Source organism: Pseudomonas sp. NPDC086251 (assembly GCF_044746405.1).
GTDB lineage: Bacteria > Pseudomonadota > Gammaproteobacteria > Pseudomonadales > Pseudomonadaceae > Aquipseudomonas.
In genome coordinates this window covers 85,272-102,738 of the sequence record NZ_JBIVBY010000008.1, presented here as the reverse complement: position 1 = coordinate 102,738, position 17,467 = coordinate 85,272, and the positions used below count along the sequence as shown (strand labels likewise).

Genomic DNA, 17,467 nt, shown 5'->3' with positions numbered 1-17,467 from the left:
CCGGGAATTCAGTGGTGGCGATTGTAGATACGTAGCGATTCATAAACCATGTCTCATCCCGAAATAATTTTTATCCATTCCAGCAACAATCATTAACGGTTTCTGCAAAAGTCCGGCATGTTATCGAAATTAATTCTCAACAAAAACACCAAAAATAGTAGGTCTACCACACGCAGTTCAGACAGTATCGAAGGCTCTGAACCGTCCTCCGACCTCGCTCAAGCCCCTACATGACAAGGGCTCCGGCCATTCGCCAAGACTTGTTAAAACTGCCTGTTACGGCTTTTCCGGTCTGACATCGCCTGCTGTTAAAAAACGCCCATTCTGTTGCAAAGCCGTACACCAATCAGGCATCTTGAAATGCCCTGCGACACTCGCGCTGTGACAACATGTCGCACATGTGCCGCACCCGAACTTGTCACGCATCAAGGTCATTTTGCCGACCACCGAAATGCAAAACGCCCTGGCCCTCTGAATGAGGACCGGGGCGTTTTTTTTGCGTTACGTAACGAGGGGGCGGACGACCTCAGCGCAGCGCTTTTCGATTACGCGAAATGAGCAGCGGCACCAGCACCACGATCAATACAAAGGCAATCAGCGCCCATTGGGCGAGCGACAGGCCGAGGATCGGCGGATACGGCGTGGAGCAGAAACCGTCGACCTGGAACCCCAGCGGGAAGATCTTCGCCAGCGGCAGACCGTCGACAATCGGTTGCAGCACATCGATGCCGCAGCTGACCGCCGGATAGAACTGGGTAAAGACGTGATGCCCGGCCACCCCGACGCCCGCCAGGGCGCAGATCACCACCAGGGTTTCAAACACCGTGATGCTGCGACGCGTGCGCATCGCGGCGCCGATGAAGGCGAAGATCGCGATCAGCAGCAATGCGTAGCGCTGCAGGATGCACAACGGGCACGGTGCCTCGCCCAAGACAATTTGCATGTACAGCGCGCCGCCGATCAGCGCCAGGCAGATGATGCCCAGCAGCACCAGATAGCGCCGCTCACGTCCCAACCGCATCGTTTCCTCGCTCATCGCGTTTCCCTTCTGAATATCGATTGCCCGCAAGTCTACACGCAGGCTCGGACCTTTGAGAGCCCGGTGCGTGTTGGGGGATGTCGGGGGGAATAGACGACAGACCGGTTAAGGAGGGATTAACTTTTGCGGGTTTTTGTAAATTGAAACCGAGGTGCGGCCATTCGCGAGCAAGCCCGCTCCCACACTTGACCGCGTCGTACCTAAGTTATGCTTACGACGCAGATCCAATGTGGGAGCGGGCTTGCTCGCGAAGCAGACGACTCGGTCCCCCAAGTCGCCGCAACCGTTTACTCCAGCGCCGAAGCCGGCCCGAAGAACTCATAACGACTTTGCTTCTCCGGCACACCCAACGCCTTGAGGTGACGCTTGATCGCTGCCATGAAACCTTTAGGCCCGAGGAAATAAGCGTCCAGGTCACGCTGCTGCGGCAACCATTCGCCGAGCTGCTCCTGACTCAACAGGCCAACTTTGTCTGCCGCCGGGCTCACGCCGTCATCCTCGGCGTAGCAATAGAAGCGCTTGAGTTGCGGGTGACGCTCGGCCAATCCGTCAATCCAGTCGCGGAAGGCATGGACGCTGCCGTTACGTGCGCAGTGAATAAAGTGCACCGGCCGCTCGGTGGCCAGCGCCGCTTCGAGCATCGCCAGGGTCGGGGTAATGCCGACGCCGCCGCTGATCAGCACCAACGGCTTGTCGCTGGCGGTCAGGATGAACTCGCCCGAGGGCGGGAACAGCTGGATGCTCGAACCGACGTGCAGTTGATCGTGCAGGTGATTGGAGGCGCGGCCACCGGCTTCACGTTTGACGCTGATGCGGTACTGGCCCTTGTTCGCCAAGGCCGACAACGAATAGTTGCGACGAATCTCTTCGCCATCGAGGATCAGTTTCATGCCGATGTACTGGCCTGGCTCTGCCGCCAGAATCGGGCCTTTGTCAGCCGGTTCGAAGTAGAACGAAGTGATTTCCGCGCTTTCTTCCACCTTGGCCGCGACGATGAAGTCCCGCGCGCCACGCCAGCCGCCCGGTGCCTGTTCCTTCTGGTCGTAGATGCTGGTTTCGGCACCGATCAGGATCTCGGCCAATTGACCGTATGCCGCGCCCCAGGCGCTCATCACTTCAGGGGTGGCGATCTCGTCGCCCAGCACTTCGGAGATGGCTCGCAGCAAGCAGGTGCCGACGATCGGGTAGTGCTCCGGCAGGATTTGCAAAGCCACGTGCTTGTTGATGATCTTCGCCACCAGATCGCCCAACTGGTCGAGCTGGTCGATGTGCCGCGCGTACATCAAGACGCCGTTGGCCAACGCACGCGGCTGATCACCGCTGGCCTGGTGAGCCTGGTTGAACAGCGGGCGGACTTCCGGGTATTCGGAGAGCATCATGCGGTAGAAGTGAGTGATCAACGCTTCGCCACCGCTTTCCAGCAACGGCACGGTGGATTTGACGATTGCACGGTCTTGAACGCTAAGCATAGAGTGACTCCTGAGCTTCTTGGATTACCAAATGACTGCCCCATGCTTATCAGTTTTCGTGCCAATAATTAAATTCTTATAAATCAATAGCTTAATAACTCTATAGTCATATCGACCAAGACTGCTTTATAGTCATACCGACTACATGGAGTCACTATGACTGCAAAATCCTTGCTGACCGCCCTGCTGCCCCTGGTCTCGGACCTGTCCCGCGAACTGCCCGAAGGCGAGCGCTATCGACGGCTGCTCGAAGCCATGCGCGCCCTGCTCCCTTGCGATGCGGCCGCCCTGCTGCGCCTCGATGGCGAATGGCTGGTGCCGCTGGCCGTCGACGGGTTGAGCACCGACACCCTGGGCCGACGTTTCAAGGTCAGCGAACACCCACGCTTTGAAGCCTTGCTCAGCAGTCCCGGCCCGACCCGCTTCGCCGCCGACAGCGACTTGCCCGACCCTTACGACGGGTTGATCGACGGCCTCGACGATCACCTGGAAGTCCACGACTGCATGGGTTGCCCGTTGTTTATCGATGAGCGTCCGTGGGGCTTGGTGACGCTCGACGCACTCGATCCGGAACGCTTCGAGCCGATCGAACTGGACGCCCTGCAAGCCTTCGCCAGCCTCGCTGCGGCCACGGTCAACGCCGCCGAGCGCATCGAACGCCTGGCTAACCGCGCCGAAGACGAACACCAGCGCGCCGAGGTTTACCGTCAGGCCAGCGGCCAACAGAACCGCGAGATGATCGGCCAGAGCAAGGCCCATAAACGGCTGGTCGAAGAGATCAATCTGGTCGGCGGTAGCGACCTCACCGTGCTGATCACCGGCGAAACCGGCGTCGGCAAGGAACTGGTGGCGCAGGCCATTCATGCCGCCTCGCCCCGAGCCGACAAACCGATCATCAGCCTCAACTGCGCCGCACTGCCCGACACACTGGTGGAAAGCGAATTGTTCGGCCATGTCCGCGGCGCCTTCACCGGGGCGATGAATGATCGGCGCGGCAAGTTTGAACTGGCGAATGGCGGCACGCTGTTTCTCGATGAGGTGGGTGAACTGTCGCTGACGGTGCAGGCCAAATTGCTGCGCGTGCTGCAAAGCGGTCAGTTGCAGCGACTGGGTTCAGATAAGGAACATCAGGTCGACGTGCGCCTGATCGCGGCGACCAACCGCGACCTGGCCGAAGAAGTGCGCAGCGGTCGCTACCGCGCCGACTTCTATCATCGCCTGAGCGTTTACCCGTTGCTGGTGCCGGCATTGCGTGATCGTGGGCGCGATGTGCTGCTGCTCAGCGGCTATTTCCTGGAGCAGAATCGCTCGCGCATGGGCCTCAACAGCCTGCGCCTGAACAGCGATGCCCAAGCGGCATTGCTGGCGTATGACTGGCCGGGCAATGTGCGCGAACTGGAACACTTGATTGGCCGCAGCGCCCTGAAAGCGTTGGGCAACTGCAAGGAACGACCGAAAATCCTCAGTTTGAGTGCGGCAGACCTGGACTTGCCCAATGGCAGCCTTGAAGTCGCCACCGAGCAATCAAGCGCTGCGCCGATACCGTTGGTGGCGGGAGATTTGCGTGAAGCCACCGAGAATTATCAGCGGCAACTGATCAGCGCGTGCCTGGAACGGCACCACGATAACTGGGCGAGTGCCGCCCGTGAACTGGGCCTGGATCGGGCGAACCTCGGGCGGATGGCCAAACGGTTAGGCATGAAATAACGCCCCGTGTAGCAGCTGCCGAAGGCTGCGTCCGGCTGCGAAGCAGTCGTAAATCCCGGGCACGCGGTGCAACAGATACAGCGCGGTGAATGGTTTAGCGAGGACTGCGTCCTCGAACGCAGCCTTCGGCAGCTGCTACACAGGGTCGCGTTGGTCGGCAATACCGGGGAATCGGCCTAAAGCCTGCCCCCGACAAGTCGATAACCCGGCATCGATAGCTGTTGGCGATCCTCGCGGTCGCCCATCACCTTTTTCTACAGAAGGTTTTTATGTCCTCCAACAAAGCCCGCGCAGACTCACTTTCGCTTCTGCTGTTTACCTTGCGCAGCGGCAAGCTGATGGCGATCAACCTGCTGAAAGTCAGTGAAATCATCCCCTGCCCGCCGCTGACCAAACTGCCGGAGTCGCACCCGCACGTCAAAGGCATCGCCACCTTGCGCGGCGCGTCGCTGTCGGTGATCGACCTGAGTCGCGCCATTGGCGAGCGACCGCTGGAAGACCCGAACGGCGGTTGCCTGATCGTCACCGACGTCAGCCGCTCCAAGCAGGGCCTGCATGTTCAGGCGGTGAGCAAGATCGTCCATTGCCTGACCACTGACATTCGTCCGCCACCCTTTGGCTCTGGCGGCGTGCGCTCGTATATCACCGGGGTGACGTCGGTCGACGGCACGCTGGTGCAGGTGCTGGACATCGAAAAAGTCATCCACGGCATCGCCCCGGCGCAGATCGAAATGGCCCCGACCGAACTGAGCATGGAAGACGCCGAAGTCCTCGGCAGCGCGCGGATTCTGGTGGTCGATGACAGCCAGGTGGCCCTGCAACAATCGGTGCACACCCTGCGCAATCTCGGTCTGCAATGCCACACCGCCCGTAGCGCCAAGGAAGCGATTGACTGCCTGCTGGACCTGCAAGGCACTGCCCAGCAGATCAACCTGATTGTCTCGGACATCGAAATGTCCGAGATGGACGGCTACGCCTTCACCCGCACCCTGCGCGAAACCCCGGACTTCTCGCACCTCTACGTGTTGCTGCACACCTCGCTGGACAGCGCGATGAACAGCGAAAAGGCGCGGCTTGCCGGGGCGAATGCGGTGCTGACCAAGTTCTCCTCGCCGGAGCTGACCAAGTGTTTGATCGAAGCGGCCAGGGCGGTCGCTGAACAAGGTCATTGAGGGGTGGCCGAGGACTTCTGCTTTCTGATGCGGCGCAACCTCGCTGAGGCTGTGCCTGCGATCACCTGGCCGCAGGGCATTGTCCTCAGCGAATATCGCCCGGAACTGGCAACGGACGTTCATCGATTGATGGAACTGGGCTTTCAGGAAGGTGGCGGTCGCGTGCCGGCGCTGGACGTCTGGCAACAGCGTTTTGAAACCGACCCCGAATACGATCCGAGCCTGTGCTTCATTGCCCTGGATGCAGACGGCATCGTCGGCGTGTGCCAGTGCTGGACCAGCGCCTACATTAAAAGCCTGGTGGTGCATTCGCGGGCTCAAGGGTTGGGATTAGGCCGTGCGTTGCTGCTGCATGCTTTCAACGTGTTTGCACAGCGGCGTGAAGGTTTTGTCGATTTGAAGGTGCTGGAAGACAACCTTCGGGCACAGCGGCTGTACGAAAGTGCCGGGATGTACGTGGTCCGCCGGGAGCCGGTTCCGGCCTGACACACCGCCTTCGCGAGCAAGCCCGCTCCCACATTAGATTGAGTTCGACCGGGCAACTCGGTCGAATGTGGGAGCGGGCTTGCTCGCGAAGGGGCCGACACAAACAACCTCGTACCTTCAGGCATACTCCTCGGCTAAAACCCCAAGGACGCCTGAATCATGAAAGCTGTCACCCTGACCTTCCTCTGCCTCACCGCCCTCGCCACCCAGGCCCACGCCTCCAGCCCCGACGCCTGGGCCGCCTACGACAAAGCCGTGCTCGCCAGTTGCACCAAGGCCAGCGGCCTGAAGAACGCCAAACCCGTCGGCAACGCCGCGCAGTTCGATGACCGAGTGGGCTATACCGCACTGCTGCTGCAAGGCCAGTACCCGCAAAAACACATGAAAGGCCAGCAAGGCACCGAGCTGTGCCTCTATAGCAAGAAGGACAAAACCGCCTACATCACCGAATGGGACTCCATTCGCCCAACCGCCAAGGCCCAATGACCCGAAAGGGTCTGGCGCATAACTTGCTTCGACAGCGGTCTTTGCGGCGGCATTCTGTCGCCGTTGCAAGCCCTGATAGGCGACTGACCGCTCAATGAATACGACGTTTTCCTGCGTAGGTTGCGGCAAATGCTGCAATGACCATCATGTCCCCCTGACCCTGCCTGAAGCCCGCTCATGGGCTGCCGACGGTGGCCAGGTGATCGTGTTGGTGGAAGGTTTCCTGGCCAATGGCCTGGGCCTGCCGGTGCAACAACGCGAGCATGCCGAACGCCGCTCGGCGCGGGTTCAAAGCGGCGCCGCCGAGGCCTACGTCGCCATCACTTTTGCGGCGTACAACGTCGGCGCCTGCCGGAATCTTGACGAAGACAACCTCTGCCGCATCTATGAGCGCCGGCCGCTGGTGTGCCGTATCTATCCGATGGAAATCAACCCGCACATTCCACTGAACACCGCCGTGAAGGAATGTCCGCCGGAGTCGTGGGAAAAAGGACCGGAGTTGATTGTGGGCGGTGAGTTGGTGGATCGGGAACTGGCGGGTTTGATTGAACGCTCGCGTCAGGCGGATCGCGATGACATCCCGTACAAGGATGCGATTTGCGCACTAATGGGGTTCAGGACGACCGCGTTGAAGGGCGATGGCTTTACCGCTTATCTGCCGGACATGACCGAGTTCGCGACGATCATTGATGAGTTGAGCGGGCAGACGTTGCCGGAGTGGAGCAGCGAATGGCTGTTTCATGTATCGGGGGATGATGTTGCCGGGCAGGTGCTGGCGGCGGGTGCGCAAGTGGTGGCGGATGAGCCTGCGAACTATGCGTTTATTTCGTTGCGGGCGGCTTGAGCTGAAAGGTGCGTTGATTGTGATGGACCCATCGCGAGCAGGCTCGCTCCCACAGTTGATCTGTGGCGTTCACAAAACCAATGTGGGAGCGGGCTTGCTCGCGAAGACGGCAGCGGCATCACCGCAAAACCTGAAACCTAGCGCTTACCCATCGAACGACGAGTACCCGGAGGCGCAGCGCCCGGGGTCTTGGTGTGGCCGTTCTTCGCGCCATTCTTGTACCACGGCTGGCTGGCGTTCTTCGCTGCCGCCAGTTCGCCCGGTTTGAACGGGAACTTGAACGCCGGGATCGCGGCTTTGGTTTCGCTGTCTGCGCTGGAGTCGACGCTGTCTGGCAGGTCTGCCGAGTCGTCGCTCAAGGCGTCGGCAACCGGCGGTTGTGTCGGGGAAGTCATGAAAGCTCCGGGTGATACACATAAAGTCGGGCCCGGTGAGCGAGCCGCGAAAGGCAGCAGTATAACTGGATGGCGCGCCGCAAGCTTCAAGCTTGCACCGGCCGTTGAGCGGTTGACGTGCGGCTCGCACAAATCCCGCGAAGAATGTTAGCGTGCTTACCATTCACCTCCGCCCGACGAGCCCTCCTCCGATGAAAAAGACCGTCCTCGCCTTCAGCCGCATCACCCCCGAAATGATCGAACGCCTCAAACAGGACTTCGACGTCATCGTGCCGAATCCGAAAAACGGTGACATCAACGCGCAATTCAACGAAGCCCTGCCCCACGCCCACGGGCTGATCGGGGTGGGCCGCAAACTGGGCCGCGCGCAACTGGAAAACGCCGCCAAACTGGAAGTCGTCTCCAGCGTCTCGGTCGGCTACGACAACTACGACGTCGCCTATTTCAACGAACGCGGGATCATGCTGACCAACACGCCGGATGTGCTCACCGAAAGCACCGCCGACCTGGCCTTCGCCTTGCTGATGAGCAGCGCCCGCCGCGTGGCCGAACTGGACGCGTGGACCAAGGCCGGCCAATGGCAAGCGACCGTCGGCGCACAGCTGTTCGGTTGCGATGTGCACGGCAAGACTCTGGGCATAGTCGGCATGGGCAATATCGGCGCGGCCATTGCCCGTCGCGGTCGGCTCGGCTTCAACATGCCGATCATCTACAGCGGCAACAGCCGCAAGACCGAACTGGAACAGGAACTCGGCGCGCAGTTGCGCAGCCTTGATCAACTGCTGGCCGAAGCCGATTTCGTCTGCCTGGTGGTGCCGCTCAGCGAGAAAACCAGACACCTGATCAGCCATCGCGAACTGGCGCTGATGAAGCCGAGCGCGATTCTGGTGAACATCAGCCGTGGTCCGGTGGTGGACGAAACGGCACTGATCGACGCGCTGCAAAACAACCGCATCCGTGGCGCCGGCCTGGATGTCTACGAGAAAGAACCGCTGGCCGAATCGCCGCTGTTCCAGCTGAAAAACGCCGTGACCTTGCCGCACATCGGCTCAGCTACGAATGAAACCCGCGAGGCCATGGCTAATCGTGCCTTGGCCAACTTGCGCAGCGCCTTGTTGGGTGAACGGCCGCAGGATCTGGTGAACCCGCAAGTCTGGAAAGGCTAAGCGAAACGGGCAGGCGTTTCGGCGCCTGCCCGTCGGTTACGCACGATCAAGCCAGCTTGCCATTGCCCTGCACCAGCGGCGCCTTGGGTTTGCGAAACACCAGCACATTCCCCAGCATCACCAGCACCAACCCGACCAGCGCCGGCGCGGTCCATTGGTAGCCTTCGACAAACGCCGAGACATTCAGCGCCACCACCGGAAATAGCACGGTGCAGTAGGCTGCACGCTCAGGCCCCATGCGCCCGACCAGCGTCAGGTACGCGGTGAAGCCAATTACCGAGCCCGGAATCACCAGGTACAGCAGCGACCCGATGTAACGTGCATTCCACTCGATATCGAACGGAATGCCTTTGACCAGGCACCACACCGAGAGCATCGCCGCGCCATACGCCATGCCCCAGGCGTTGGTGGTCAACGGCTTGAGCCCGGCCTTCTGCTGCAAACTGGACAACATGTTGCCCGCCGAAAAACACAGGGTGCCGAGCAGTGCCAAGGCCAAACCGAGCAAGGTTTCCGGGCTCGCGGTATGGCCGGCCAGTTCAGGCCAGAACAACAGGCCCAACCCGAACAAGCCCAGCGCACCGCCCATCAGCACATTGCGGGCGATTCTCTGGCCAAAGAACACCCGCGCATTGAGGGCGTTCCACAGGGTGGCAGTGGAAAAAACCACGGCGACCAGGCCGCTGGGGATCCATTGGCTGGCGGTCAGGAAGCACATGAAGTTGATGCAGAACAGGCACAAGCCCTGCGCCAGGCAGATCAGGTGTCCGCGCCGGTTCATCACTTGCAGGCGTCGACTCAGCAGCAACATCACGAACAGCACCAGCGCGGCGAGGCCGAAGCGATAGACGATCGACACCGGGATGGCCACCACGCCCAACTGCCATTTCAGGGCGATCCAGGTGGTGCCCCAGATCAGCACGGTCAGCAGATACAACGAAAGGTTCATGGCACAGACTCCTGAATAGGTGTTCAGTGTCCTGCGCCGCGCCTTGGCGCACTTGCATAAACTTGCGCTTTTGTCGGGCCACGGGCTGGCAGCCGAATGTCTACGGAGTAGGATGCAAGGCGTTGGAGAGAACCGATCATGGCCGCACTGGAAACCCTGCAAGTCTTTCAAGCCCTCAACCGCTCGCCCAATGCTCGCCTCGAGCACAGCGCCGAGCTCGGTGACGGCATGGCTGCAGCCTTGTGGAGCAACCATCACGACGCCCAGGACTACGAAGCGCCGAGCCACCACACCTTGTCCTGCTACATCGCCGGTGGCACCGGCACCTTCCGCCGCGATCAGCCCGGCACCAAGGGCGGCCCGGACAAACTGTGCATCCTGCCGGCCGATCATCAGTCTGGTTGGGTGATCAATGGCGACATTCGCCTGGCCCACCTTTATTTCAGCCCCGAACAATTCGCCCTCGGCTGCGTCACGCTGCTGGACCGCGAACCGCGTGAATTGCAGCTGCGCGAAAGCACCTTTCTCGACGACCCGCAGCAAGCCCGACGCTTTCGGCAGATGATCACGCTCAATTGGGAGGAACCGGGCGAACGCGTGCTCACCAGCAGCCTGGCCCATGAAATGCTCAGCCACGCGCTGCTCAGCCAGGTCGGCATGCGCGAAGGCTTGCGGCTCAAGGGCGGGTTGGCGGCGCATCAGCGACGGCAGTTGGTGGAGTTCATCGACAGCCAATTGGCGGAGGCCATCAGCCTGGGGCAATTGGCGGGATTGTGTGCGCTGTCGGAATACCACTTTGCGCGAATGTTCAGGGAGAGCTTTGGCTTGCCGCCGCATCAGTACGTGTTGTCGCGGCGACTGAGCCGGGCGCGGGAGTTGTTGCGCTCGACGTCGCAGCCGTTGGGGGAGATTGCCTTGGCGTGCGGGTTTGCCAGTGCCAGTCACTTTACCAATCGGTTTCGCCAGGCGTTGGGTGGGACGCCCGGGGAGTATCGGCTGGCGTTTTTGCGCTAGATGTCAGGCCGTCTTCGCGGGCAAGCCTCGCTCCTACAAAGGCAACGCTGAACCTGTAGGAGCGAGGCTTGCCCGCGAAGAACGATGACGCGGTCTACCGTCAGAACTCCAAGGTGCTGGACAACATCACCTGCCGCGAATCCCCCATCGACACAAAGAACCGGCTCGCCGCCGAGGTGTAGTAGGTGCGGTCGAACAGGTTCTTCACGTTGAGCTGAAACTTGACCTTCTGCCCGTCGACCTTGGTGTCGTAGGTGGCAAACGCATCGGCCACGGTGTAGCTCGGCAAGTCGAAATCGTTCACCGCATTACCCGCCCGCTCCCCGACATAACGTGCCCCCGCGCCAACCCGCAACTGGTCACCGCCAACGATGGTGCCGAAGTCATACACCGCCGACAGCGAGCCGCTGTTCTTCGCCACGTTCTGCAGTTTTTTACCCTTGTAGTCCGGGTCTTCGGTGACTTCGGCATCGGTGTAGGCATAGCTGCCGATCAGGCTCCAGCGATCGCTGAGTTGGCCGCTCAAGTCCACTTCCAGGCCACGGGAACGCACTTCACCGGCGGCGCTGTAGATCGTCGTCGGGCCTTCGGCGTTGGCGACCAGCACGTTGCGTTTCTTGATGTCGAACAGCGCGACGTTGCCGGTCACGCGACCCGGCATATCGAGCTTGGCGCCGACCTCCCAGGACTTGGCTTCTTCCGGCGCAATGCTGCCGTCGAGCACGGTACTACTGCCGCTTAAGGGCGCGATGGTCGAGTTGGGTTTGAACGATTCGGTGTAGCTGCCGTAGAACGACAACGCGTCGGTGTAGCGATACACCAGGCCGGCGCGGGGCACCCATTTCTGCCCATTGCTGTCGGTGTTGGCCTGGAACGGCACACCTTTACCGGCGTACTGGTCGTACGTCTGGAAGCGCGCGCCGCCGACCAGAATCCACTGGTCGGTGAGGTGGATCGAATCCTGCAAAAACACCGAGTCGCTGCGCAGTAAATCAGTCTGCGCACTGTCCGCCGGGCTGACCGTGGTGCCGGCGACTTCGCGGCCGTACACCGGATTGAGGTAGCTGAACGTGGTCAGGCTTTTCTGACGGATCAGGTCTTCGCGGTAGATCTTGCGGTATTCGTCATCGATGCCGAATACCAAGTCATTTTGCATCCCCAAGACATTGACGTTGCCTTCGAGGCTGGCAGTGGTGAAACGGTCGGTGCTGATTGCGTTCTGCGTGCCGTCCATGCTCCGCGTTAGCGTGCCTTTGGTGGTGTCGATGGCGGTGACGCGCACCTGGCTGGCGTCGTAGGTTTCACGGTTCCAGCTGTAGCCGAAGTGGGCGTTCCAGTTGTCGTTGAGCTCGTGATCAGCCTCGAAGTGGTACAGGTCCGAGCGACCTTCCATGTTGTTGAACGGCTCGTCGAGGCGACGCTCACGGGAGATGTCCAGCGGGTGGTTATCACGCGGGTCGATCACCGTGCCACGATCGAACGGGGTCAGAAACTCGCGGTGCTCATAGGCGAACAACAGCTGGGTGCTTTCGCCGAACCAGGCCAGCGACGGCGCCACCAACGTCTCGCGATGGGTGCCGAAGTTGCGCCAATAATCTTCGTCCTCGTGGTCCAGCACCATGCGGTAAGCGAGGCCGGATGTGCCCAGTGCGCCGGTGCTGTCGAGGCCGCCGCCGCTGCCGTTTTTGCCGTCGCCGTAGGTCGAGCCACGCACGGTCAGGGCGTTGTACTGCTCAAGCTCAGGCTTTTTGCTGACCATGTTGACCACGCCGCCCGGGTCCTGGATGCCGTAGAGCAACGAGGCCGGGCCCTTGAGCACCTCGACCCGGTCGACACTGGCGTTGAGGCCCCGGCCCTGCACGATCGGCATGCCGTCGCGCATGATCGAGCCGTTGCGGTTGTCGCCGAAGCCACGGGTCATCACCGAGTCCTGGGTGCTCGCCAGCGTGTTGCCCTGGGTGATGCCGCTGACGTTGGCCAGTGCGTCGTCGAGGTTACGCGGCGCCTGATCGCGAATGACTTGGGCGGCAACGACGTTAACCGTCTGGGGGATTTCCTGGAGCAAGGCCGACGAGCGCATCACCGAACTGGTGGGCGGCGGCTGATAGCTCATGGATTGATCCATCACCGAGGTGATGGTGGTCGCGCCCAGGTTCAGCGCGCCTTCGGTCGGCAGCGGTTCCAGGACCAACGTGTGGCCATCGGTGCGACGGAAGGTGAAGCCCGAACCGCCGAGCAACCGTTGCATCGCTTGTTCGGCGCTCATCTGCCCGCTGACGGCCGGCGCATTGAGGCCGTAGGGCGCTTCATCGGTGTAGACCACGCTGATGCCGGTGATCCGGCTGAAGTCGCTCAAGGCCTGGGGCAGCGGTTTGGCGGCCATCGCGAAGCTGAACTGCGTACGCGGCTGGCTAGTGCCGGTTTCAGCGGCCAGCGCCACACTCAGCGGCAGCAAGGCCAGCGCCGAAAAGCTCAATGCAGAAACCCCCAACCATTGTTTGACCGAACCCGATTTTGCCCTGGACTTCATTGCTCATGACCTGTGTAGAACCGCTACGGAATGCGAATGACTCGCAGTTTCAGTCACTACACGAATGGCGTCGGGGTTTACCTCATCAAATAGTTGAAAATATTTTTATTCGGGTTCGGTGGTGTTTGATCTGACGCCTTCGCGGGCAAGCCTCGCTCCTACAGTGGATTGCGTGATCCTGTAGGAGCGAGGCTTGCCCGCGAAGAGGCCGGTGGCCTCAACGCAAAATAATCAAATGCCCCAAAACGCTGTGCTGCTCAAACCCCAGAACGCCTTGCAACGAACTCAACACCGCCTGCGGATCCTTGCTCGGAAAGCTGCCACTGACCCGCCGTGCCGCCAGCTCATCGTTGAGCAACACAATCCGCCCAGGGTAATAACGCCCCAAATCCTGCACCACATCGGCGAGTGTCGCCTTGTAGTAATTGAGCCAGCCCTGACGCCACGCCAACTGCGCTTCGCTGTCGACCGCGTGGAGTTTCTCTGCCGAGCCACCGCCATACGCCACTTGCTGGCCAGCCGTGAGGATTTGCTGCTCGGCGTTTTGGCTCGCCGTCACACCCACCCGCCCGGACAACACCGTGACCTGCGCGCCGCGAGGTTGCAGGCGCACTTCAAACTGCGTGCCGAGCACCCGCGCCTGACCCTGTTCAGCGTCGACCACAAACGGCTCGCCGGTGTGGGTGACGCTGAAAAATCCGGCACCACGACGCACCTGGACATGCCGCTCGCCACCGCTGAAATCCACGGCAATCGCGCTGTCGGCATCCAGGGTCACTTGCGACTGATCGGCCAAGGTGACTGTGCGAATTTCCCCCGGCGCCGACACATAATCCGCCCCCAGGTCATCGATCCAGCGCGTCGGCTGCCAGCCCGCACCGAGGCTGACCATCAACAGCAGACACGCAGCCATCGCCAGCACACCGGACCATCGCCGCACGCTGCTGCGGCGCGAACGATTCATCGCATTCAGATAACCCTGCAAGGCCAACGCCTCTTCATTGGCCAGGGTCCGCGCCGGCCCTTCGCTCAATTCCCACACCACTTGCGCCTGGGCGTACGCCTCGGCGTGGGCCGGATCGGCCTGCAGCCATTGGCTGAAAGTGAATTGATCGCCGCTGCTGGGCTGGTCATGCAACAGACTCAGCCAGGCAAAAGCCGCCTGTTCCTGAGCCAGCGTCGGGGTGACGCGTTCGATGGTGTTCACGGTGCTTTCCCTGGCGTACGCGGTTCGGGTTCTCGAAGGCTGGCCTTGCAGGCTTCGAGGGCGCGCATCATATGTTTTTCCACGGCACTTTGGGACAGGCCCATGACCTTGGCGATTTCGGCGTATTTGCGGCCATGAATGCGATTGAGCAAAAAGATCTGTCGCGTGCGCTCAGGCAACGCGCGCAACGCCGCTTCGACATGCCGCAAATCGTTGCCCGCCTCCAGCGCCGCTTGCGGTTCACTGCCCTGGCTGTCCGGCGCCTCCGGCATCCAGCCTTCGTTGACCCGCACCCGCGTGCCTTCGCTGCGCAAATGATCGATGGCGATGTTGCCGGCGCAGCGCAACAGGTAAGTGCTGAGTTCTTCAACCTGCACCAGTGGCCGACGCCAGAAACGCACGAACAAGTCCTGCACCAGGTCCGCCGCCGTCGCCCGGCAACCGACGCGACGGTTCACCAGCGCTTCCATCTGCGAGCGCTGCGACAGGAACACCTGCAGGAAATGCGCACGCGCACCGCGGTGTTCATCGTCATGGGATTCCGGGGGGCTGGCGATCATCCGGTCAGCCCTGCACGAACACGGCAACCGGGCTGGCGAGCAGGCTGAAGCCGGCCAACCCCAGCGCCAGACGCGGGCGATACGGCATCAACAGCACCAGCAGCAAGGCACTGAGCATCAACACCGCGAACCATTCCACCAATCCCAGCCCCCAACCGGTTGCTGACACCGCCGCCCACAGCGACAGGCTCAGCAACAGCCAGCCACCGAGTTTCATCGATTGCCGGCGCCGGGCCGACGGTTTGCGGCCCAGCAGGTCACTGTGATGCCGATCCATTGATAAACACAGCGCGGTGAAACCGCCATAGCAGAGCATCAGCGCCAGCAACATTCAGTTGATTCCTCGCTCAAGCGTGATCGGTTGAGCGCGCTTGCGAACAACAGCATCGGCCTTCCCCGCGCGCTGCATTTTCCACGCGGCCCAGGCGAGAAACAGCCCACTGCCCAAGCACGCCAAATCGAAACCGGCCAAGGCGTAATCACCCTGCACCAACGTCACGCCCAAGTGATACGGCGTGGTCAGGGCGTTCAACAACGGCACCGCGCAATACAACAGTGCCGCCAGCGCCAACTGTTCGACCCACGCCGAGCGACCACGGCGGACCATGGCATGCAACACGCTAAGCCCCCAGAGCATGAAGAAGCTGTTCACTTCCCACTCCGCTCGCCCGGCCATCTCGACCGGCAGCAAGCGATTGGCCCAGAAGAACGCTGCTACCGCGATCACCAGCCCGGACATGCTGGCGATGTTCAGCACTTCCACCAGGCGCAACTCGAACGGCATCACAGCGCTTTTGGCATGTTTGAGCTGACGCTTGCCGAGCCAGATCACCAACCCGGTGCCGATCATCGCCGTGCTCGCCAGACCGCACATGAAGTACAGCCAGCGCAACACCGGGCCGGCGAAATGGCCCATGTGCAAACCGTAGAAACTCCCGGCAATCGCCACTGGCAGCGCTTGCTTCGGGGTGGTGCCGAGCAGTTCGCCGGTCACGCCGTTGAACGTCACCGCACTGCCAAAGTCGTGGACCACCCGGTCGCTGCCGTCACGTGCCAGCACGACAGAGGCATTTGCGTCGCCCGGATTGTTCACCGTCAGCCGCCCTACTCGCCCACCGGACCACTGTTCGCGAGCCTTTTCCAGCAGCGGCGCCAAGGGTGCCAAATGCGTGGGTTGGCCAACGGCTTCCGGTGTATTGGAAGCCGGAAACACCTCGGCGTAAAACTGGCTGGCATGACCCTTGTACGAGGCGAGAATGCTCGCCGGCATGACCATCGCCATGAAAATCACCAGGCTGCTGTAGGTGATCATCAGGTGAAACGGCAACACCAGAACGCCGACGGCATTGTGCCCATCGAGCCACGAACGCTGGCCTTTGCGCGGGCGAAAGGTGAAGAAGTCTTTGAAGATTTTCTTGTGGGTGATGATCCCGGTGATCAGGCCGATGAACATCACCATCGCGGCGATCGTCGATAACCAACGGCCCCACGGATAGGGCATTTGCAGCTGGAAATGGAAGCGATAAAAGAAGTCTCCGCCCATCGTGTCGCGGCCCTGCAGTTCGGCGCCGGTTTGCGGGTCGAGCAGTTTTTCAGTGAAGCGGCCGCGTTCACCGCGCTTGACTGGTGACTGCTGCCAGCGCACTGACAGGCCAGGTTCCCGCACGCTCGGCAACTCGATGAGCCAACGCGAAGCACCGGTGGCGTGCTGCTGAAGATAGTCCTGCGCCAGAATCAAACTGGCTTCGGAGGACACCGAACGCGCGGGAATTTCCGGCTGCATCCAGTGGCTGATCTCGTCCTTGAAGTAGGCCAGTGTGCCGGTCAGGAAAATCGCAAACAGCAGCCAGCCGAAGATCAAACCGGCCCACGTGTGCAGCCAGGCCATGGCTTGGCGGAAACCCTCCTTCATGAGTGACCCATCCAGTACGCCAGCCCGGAAACGGCCGCCAACACCAGGCTCGGCACCATCAAACCGATCCAGGCTTGCCACGCAGTGCGGCAGGCAAAGCACCAGAGCACCGCGACCAGATAGACCAGAAACGAGCTCATCATTCCGCTCACGACGGCTTCGGCGCGCGCCATCGGCAACCACATCGTCAGGCTGACGCTGGCCAACGCCGAAACGAGATAACCGCCCAGCACGGCGGCGAGCACCCGCGAAGTGACCGCCAATCGATAGGAAACGGGGAGCGTGGTGGATTTGCCTTTCATGTTTCGACCTTGAAACCGGGTGAGGCCACGCGAAAGTCACGGAGCCAGCAAGGCCGCAATATTAATGATAAATATTCTCATACGCAAAAGACTCCGACGATATCGCCTATACGACAGGAGAAACGCCACCTGTAGCAGCTGCCGAAGGCTGCGTTCGGCTGCGAAGCAGTCGTTAAGTCAGACGCCGCGGTTATTCAAGGAATCGTGCACTTAGGTTTCACGACTGCTT

The 17,467-nt window shown here is 61.1% G+C and carries 17 protein-coding genes; 7 read left to right on the top strand and 10 right to left on the bottom strand.

What is annotated here, in order from left to right; translation table 11 throughout:
* Nucleotides 1-526: 526 nt before the first annotated feature.
* Both ACIPL2_RS11995 and hmpA read right to left on the bottom strand, forming a co-directional pair.
* Nucleotides 527-1,036: a disulfide bond formation protein B gene (locus tag ACIPL2_RS11995; RefSeq protein WP_401356367.1), complete on the bottom strand. Its 510-nt coding sequence runs from the start codon at nucleotides 1,034-1,036 to the stop codon at nucleotides 527-529.
* Between the two features lie 290 nt (nucleotides 1,037-1,326).
* On the bottom strand, nucleotides 1,327-2,508 hold the full coding sequence (gene hmpA, locus ACIPL2_RS11990) for an NO-inducible flavohemoprotein (protein WP_401356364.1): 1,182 nt from the start codon (nucleotides 2,506-2,508) through the stop codon (nucleotides 1,327-1,329).
* 156 nt (nucleotides 2,509-2,664) lie between these two features.
* Between hmpA and norR the strand changes: the two genes are divergently transcribed.
* The 5 genes from norR to ACIPL2_RS11965 all read left to right on the top strand — a co-directional run bounded on the left by norR (nucleotide 2,665) and on the right by ACIPL2_RS11965 (nucleotide 7,203).
* Nucleotides 2,665-4,215 carry a nitric oxide reductase transcriptional regulator NorR gene (gene norR / locus ACIPL2_RS11985; protein ID WP_401356362.1) on the top strand — a complete coding sequence of 517 codons (1,551 nt, stop codon included), beginning with the start codon at nucleotides 2,665-2,667 and terminating at the stop codon, nucleotides 4,213-4,215.
* A gap of 269 nt (nucleotides 4,216-4,484) precedes the next feature.
* The gene (locus ACIPL2_RS11980) at nucleotides 4,485-5,387 is read left to right on the top strand and encodes a chemotaxis protein CheV (protein WP_401356360.1); all 903 of its coding nucleotides are present in this window, start codon (nucleotides 4,485-4,487) and stop codon (nucleotides 5,385-5,387) included.
* A gap of 27 nt (nucleotides 5,388-5,414) precedes the next feature.
* Nucleotides 5,415-5,873, top strand: a complete 459-nt coding sequence (locus tag ACIPL2_RS11975; RefSeq protein ID WP_401356358.1) for a GNAT family N-acetyltransferase — start codon at nucleotides 5,415-5,417, stop codon at nucleotides 5,871-5,873.
* A gap of 159 nt (nucleotides 5,874-6,032) precedes the next feature.
* Entirely contained in the window at nucleotides 6,033-6,359 is a 327-nt protein-coding gene (locus ACIPL2_RS11970; RefSeq protein WP_401356355.1) for a hypothetical protein, read from the top strand.
* A 94-nt stretch (nucleotides 6,360-6,453) separates the two neighbouring features.
* Nucleotides 6,454-7,203 carry a YkgJ family cysteine cluster protein gene (locus ACIPL2_RS11965; RefSeq protein ID WP_401356353.1) on the top strand — a complete coding sequence of 250 codons (750 nt, stop codon included), beginning with the start codon at nucleotides 6,454-6,456 and terminating at the stop codon, nucleotides 7,201-7,203.
* 137 nt (nucleotides 7,204-7,340) lie between these two features.
* Here ACIPL2_RS11965 and ACIPL2_RS11960 read toward each other — a convergent pair whose 3' ends face one another.
* Nucleotides 7,341-7,598 (bottom strand): hypothetical protein, encoded by a 258-nt coding sequence (locus ACIPL2_RS11960; protein ID WP_401356351.1) that lies wholly within the window; start codon nucleotides 7,596-7,598, stop codon nucleotides 7,341-7,343.
* Between the two features lie 191 nt (nucleotides 7,599-7,789).
* Between ACIPL2_RS11960 and ACIPL2_RS11955 the strand changes: the two genes are divergently transcribed.
* Nucleotides 7,790-8,764, top strand: a complete 975-nt coding sequence (locus tag ACIPL2_RS11955; RefSeq protein WP_401356348.1) for a 2-hydroxyacid dehydrogenase — start codon at nucleotides 7,790-7,792, stop codon at nucleotides 8,762-8,764.
* Nucleotides 8,765-8,810: 46 nt separating this feature from the next.
* On the opposite strand, the gene ACIPL2_RS11950 is transcribed toward ACIPL2_RS11955, so the two are convergent.
* Nucleotides 8,811-9,713, bottom strand: coding sequence for a DMT family transporter (locus ACIPL2_RS11950; RefSeq protein ID WP_401356346.1), 903 nt, complete (start codon nucleotides 9,711-9,713; stop codon nucleotides 8,811-8,813).
* A 138-nt stretch (nucleotides 9,714-9,851) separates the two neighbouring features.
* On the opposite strand from ACIPL2_RS11950, the gene ACIPL2_RS11945 reads away from it, so the two are divergent.
* Nucleotides 9,852-10,727 carry a helix-turn-helix domain-containing protein gene (locus ACIPL2_RS11945; RefSeq protein ID WP_401356343.1) on the top strand — a complete coding sequence of 292 codons (876 nt, stop codon included), beginning with the start codon at nucleotides 9,852-9,854 and terminating at the stop codon, nucleotides 10,725-10,727.
* Between the two features lie 100 nt (nucleotides 10,728-10,827).
* Here ACIPL2_RS11945 and ACIPL2_RS11940 read toward each other — a convergent pair whose 3' ends face one another.
* The 6 genes from ACIPL2_RS11940 to ACIPL2_RS11915 all read right to left on the bottom strand — a co-directional run bounded on the left by ACIPL2_RS11940 (nucleotide 10,828) and on the right by ACIPL2_RS11915 (nucleotide 17,238).
* Nucleotides 10,828-13,257 (bottom strand): TonB-dependent siderophore receptor, encoded by a 2,430-nt coding sequence (locus ACIPL2_RS11940; protein WP_401356340.1) that lies wholly within the window; start codon nucleotides 13,255-13,257, stop codon nucleotides 10,828-10,830.
* A 217-nt stretch (nucleotides 13,258-13,474) separates the two neighbouring features.
* Nucleotides 13,475-14,464, bottom strand: a complete 990-nt coding sequence (locus ACIPL2_RS11935; protein ID WP_401356338.1) for a FecR family protein — start codon at nucleotides 14,462-14,464, stop codon at nucleotides 13,475-13,477.
* A complete protein-coding gene (locus ACIPL2_RS11930; RefSeq protein ID WP_401356335.1) occupies nucleotides 14,461-15,024 on the bottom strand; it encodes an RNA polymerase sigma factor in 564 nt (187 codons plus the stop codon). Before ACIPL2_RS11930 ends, ACIPL2_RS11935 begins: the two co-directional genes overlap by 4 nt.
* A gap of 4 nt (nucleotides 15,025-15,028) precedes the next feature.
* Complete coding sequence (locus ACIPL2_RS11925) at nucleotides 15,029-15,355, bottom strand: DUF3325 domain-containing protein (RefSeq protein ID WP_401356333.1); 327 nt, start codon at nucleotides 15,353-15,355, stop codon at nucleotides 15,029-15,031.
* A complete protein-coding gene (locus ACIPL2_RS11920) occupies nucleotides 15,356-16,936 on the bottom strand; it encodes a PepSY-associated TM helix domain-containing protein (protein WP_401356331.1) in 1,581 nt (526 codons plus the stop codon). It lies immediately after the preceding gene.
* On the bottom strand, nucleotides 16,933-17,238 hold the full coding sequence (locus tag ACIPL2_RS11915) for a DUF3649 domain-containing protein (protein ID WP_401356329.1): 306 nt from the start codon (nucleotides 17,236-17,238) through the stop codon (nucleotides 16,933-16,935). The genes ACIPL2_RS11920 and ACIPL2_RS11915 overlap by 4 nt, the downstream gene beginning before the upstream one ends.
* Nucleotides 17,239-17,467 lie beyond the last annotated feature (229 nt).